Source organism: Luteibacter sp. P4_D7_3 (assembly GCF_056401735.1).
On sequence record NZ_JBFUIT010000365.1, the window covers coordinates 1 to 3,615 of the forward strand.

The 3,615-nt window shown below is 64.9% G+C and carries 4 protein-coding genes and 1 pseudogene; 4 read left to right on the forward strand and 1 reads right to left on the reverse strand.

The window, feature by feature from the left end:
• From AC1DSN_RS19895 to AC1DSN_RS19910, 4 genes are all read left to right on the forward strand, one after another.
• The coding region (locus AC1DSN_RS19895; protein ID WP_477332418.1) for an FKBP-type peptidyl-prolyl cis-trans isomerase N-terminal domain-containing protein at nucleotides 1–730 on the forward strand (730 nt) is incomplete at its 5' end.
• Between the two features lie 127 nt (nucleotides 731–857).
• A complete protein-coding gene (locus AC1DSN_RS19900) occupies nucleotides 858–2,207 on the forward strand; it encodes a UDP-glucose dehydrogenase family protein (protein ID WP_477296444.1) in 1,350 nt (449 codons plus the stop codon).
• Entirely contained in the window at nucleotides 2,200–2,412 is a 213-nt protein-coding gene (locus AC1DSN_RS19905) for a SlyX family protein (RefSeq protein WP_213950154.1), read from the forward strand. Before AC1DSN_RS19900 ends, AC1DSN_RS19905 begins: the two co-directional genes overlap by 8 nt.
• Nucleotides 2,413–2,437: 25 nt before the next feature.
• Nucleotides 2,438–3,169 (forward strand): DUF2058 family protein, encoded by a 732-nt coding sequence (locus AC1DSN_RS19910; protein WP_477296446.1) that lies wholly within the window; start codon nucleotides 2,438–2,440, stop codon nucleotides 3,167–3,169.
• A 121-nt stretch (nucleotides 3,170–3,290) separates the two neighbouring features.
• Here AC1DSN_RS19910 and AC1DSN_RS19915 read toward each other — a convergent pair.
• Nucleotides 3,291–3,615, reverse strand: a pseudogene (locus AC1DSN_RS19915) (3-hydroxyacyl-CoA dehydrogenase NAD-binding domain-containing protein); the annotation flags it as partial.

Sequence of the window (3,615 nt, forward strand, 5' to 3'; positions counted from 1 at the left end):
GGGTACCGCCGCGGGCGCATCTGCCCAGGCAGCCAAGCCGGCTGCTGCTGGTGCGGGCACCGTTGATAAGCAGAAGGCCAGCTACGTCGTGGGTTGGGACCTTGCAAGCTCCCTGCCGCCGCTCGTCGCGAAGGAAGTGGATGYCGCTACGGTCGCCAAGGCCCTGCAGGCTGCCCTTTCCGGCCAGAAGCCGACCATGACCGAAGCCGAAGCCAAGACGGTCCGCGAAGCCTTCGTGGCCCAGCTGAAGGTCAAGGCCGAAGCCGAGTACAACAAGGTCGCTGCCCAGAACAAGCAGGAAGGCGACGCATTCCTGGCCAAGAACAAGACCGCCGCTGGCGTGAAGGTCACGGCTTCGGGCCTGCAGTACACCGTCGTCCAGGCAGGTACCGGCGCACGTCCGGGCCCGAACGACCAGGTCTCGATCAACTACACCGGTACGTTCGTGAACGGCGAGAAGTTCGATGCTTCGGCCGACCACCAGCCCGCCGGCCCGGCCAACATCCCGCTCCAGGCGGTCATCCCGGGTTTCCGTGAAGGCCTGCAGCTGATGCAGACCGGCGGCAAGTACAAGCTCTTCATCCCGTCGAACATCGCTTACGGCGCCAAGCCGGAAAACGGCTTCCCGCCGAACGCGACGATCATCTTCGACGTCGAACTGCTCAAGACGGGTCCGGCTCCGGCCGGCGGTCCTGGCGGTCCGGGTGGCGCAGCGCCGGGCGGCAAGTAAGCCCTCGCCCCACCGGTAGAAAAATGAAAGGGCGCGGAGCGATCCGCGCCCTTTTTCTTTGCCTGCGCGCCGGCCGGGACTACAATCGACCGTTACGACAGCGGGCGCTGATGTCCCTGGGAGTTCCATGAAAGTCACGATCTTCGGCACCGGCTACGTCGGTCTCGTTACCGGCACCTGCCTTGCGGAGATGGGCAACCATGTCGTTTGCGTGGACGTCGACGCGGGTAAGGTCGATCGCCTGAAGGCTGGCGACATCCCGATCTACGAGCCGGGTCTGGAGCCGATGGTCGTCCGCAACCATGGGGACGGGCGCCTGGACTTCACGACCGATGCCGTCCCGGCCGTGGGGCACGGCGAGGTGGTCTTCATTGCCGTTGGCACGCCGCCGGACGAAGACGGCAGCGCGGATCTCCAGTATGTGCTTGCCGTGGCGAAAACCATCGGCGACAACATCGACCGTTATACGGTCGTGGTGAACAAGTCGACCGTACCCGTCGGCACTGCCGACCGTGTGCGCGAGGCGGTCCTGGCGCGCCTCCAGGCCCGTGGTGTGGACGTGCCGTTCGATGTCGTTTCCAATCCCGAATTTCTCAAGGAAGGCGATGCGGTCGAAGACTGCATGCGTCCTGACCGGATCATCGTCGGCGCGTCGAGCCCCAAAGCGATCGCCGTGTTGCGCAAGCTGTACGCGCCGTTCAACCGCAACCACGACCGCATGGTCGTGATGGACGAACGCTCGGCCGAGCTCACGAAGTACGCCGCCAACGCGATGCTCGCGACCAAGATCAGCTTCATGAACGAGATCGCAAACATCGCCGAGCACGTCGGCGCGGACGTGGAGCTCGTGCGTCAGGGCATCGGTGCGGATCCGCGCATTGGCTATCACTTCATTTATCCCGGCGCCGGCTACGGTGGCTCGTGTTTCCCGAAAGATGTGCAGGCACTCGCGCGCACGGCACACGCGGTCGGCTATGACGCGCGCTTGCTCGACGCGGTGGAGGCGGTCAACGATGCGCAGAAGTCGCGCCTGTTCGCGCTGGTGTCGCGTCACTTCGGCGGTGAACTGAAAGGGCGCACCATTGCGCTGTGGGGTCTGGCCTTCAAGCCGAATACGGACGACATGCGCGAAGCGTCGAGTCGTCGCCTGATGGAGCAGCTCTGGGAGGCGGGTGCCCATGTCAGGGCATTCGATCCGGAGGCGGCAGAGGAGACCCGCCGCATTTACGGCGAACGTGCTGACCTTCAACTGGTCGGGCGTCCGTACGAGGCGATCGACGGCGCCGATGCGCTGATGATCGTCACCGAATGGAAGGCGTTCCGTGCCCCGGACTTCGCGCGCGTCAAGTCGCTGCTTAAGACTGCGGTGATTTTCGATGGCCGCAATCTCTACGATCCGGCAGCCGTCGAGGAAGCGGGCATCGCCTATTACGGCATCGGTCGCGGCCGGAGCCTGGTGGGTCGCCACGATGACTGACACCAACGACCGCCTGATCGAACTCGAGATGCGTCTGGCTTTCATCGACGACACCGTGAACGGACTGTCGTCGGCGGATACCGAGATATCCCGACGGTTGGACCGACTGGAGAGGGCATTGCGCGACCTGCGCTCCGACCTCATGAACATGCGTGCGGGGCTCGGCAGCGAAGCTGCCAACGAGCCCCCGCCGCCGCATTACTAAAGCAACCGAACGAGCCTTACCGATCATGGCAGAGTCCCTGCGCGACCAGTTATTGAAGAGCGGCCTCGTCAAGGAGGTCCGCGAAGAGAAAAGGGCGTCCGCACCGCCGCGACAAGGTGGTGCCGATACCGGCAAGGGCGGACGCCCGTCCGCCGGGAGCGGCCAGCCCTACGCGGGCAACAGTCCGCGTCAGGGCGCGAAACCGCCGCAGGGTGGTCGGCCGCCGCAGGGTGGCAAGCCGCAGCAAGGTGGCCGTCCGCAGCAAGGCAACCGACCCCAGGGCGGTGGGCGACCTCAGCAGGGCGCCAAGCCGGGCGCTGACGGACAGCCGCGTCCGCCGCGCAAGGATGGCGAGATCGATCTGGCCAAGGCCTACGCCATCCGCGCGCAGACCGATGCCACCGAGCGTCGCCGTATCGAAGCCGAGGCGGCTGAGGTGGCCCGACTGCGCAAGGAGAAGAAGCGGAAAGTCGAGGAGCTTCTCAAGGGCAAGGCCCTTAACCTCGCCGATGCCGACCAGGTTCGTCATTTCCCGTACGGCGAAAAGATCCGTCGTGTCCATGTGGACGCCGCTCAGCTGGTCGCGATCAACGCGGGCGAGCTTGGCGTCGTGCAACAGGGTGGTCGTTACCTTGTCGTGGACAAGGCAGTAATCGCGGAGCTGCAGGTGCTGGCCCCGGAGTTCATCGCGCTGCTCGTCGATCCGAACGCCGTGAGCGAGTCGGATGATGGCGTGCCAGACGATTTGATGTGGTGAGGGATCGCCGATGAATCGGCGCCTGCCAAGCTAGCCTCGCCCTGCCTGGTAGGAGCCGAGTCATCGGCGATGCTCTTCCTCGATCGGTAAAGCATCGCCGATAAATCGGCTCCTACATGGCTTAGGCTGCAGGCTGAGTCAGTTCCGGGTTATCCCAGCCTTCCTTCTTCGCGAAGCGCGCACCGTGCTTCGCTTCGAGCTTTGCCAGCCGTTCGCGCACCGCGGCCACGCCTTCGGTGCGCGTGTACTGGATCGGGCCACCACGGAACGGCGCGAAGCCGGTGCCGAAGATGACGCCAGCGTCGAGCAAGTCGGCGTCGTCGACCACGCCTTCAGCCAGGCAGGCGATGGCTTCGTTGACCATCGGCAGGATCATGCGGTCCTGGATGTCGGCCGGCGGCACATAGTCGGGGTCCACTTCGGGTTTATCCGGCTTGCCTTCCTTC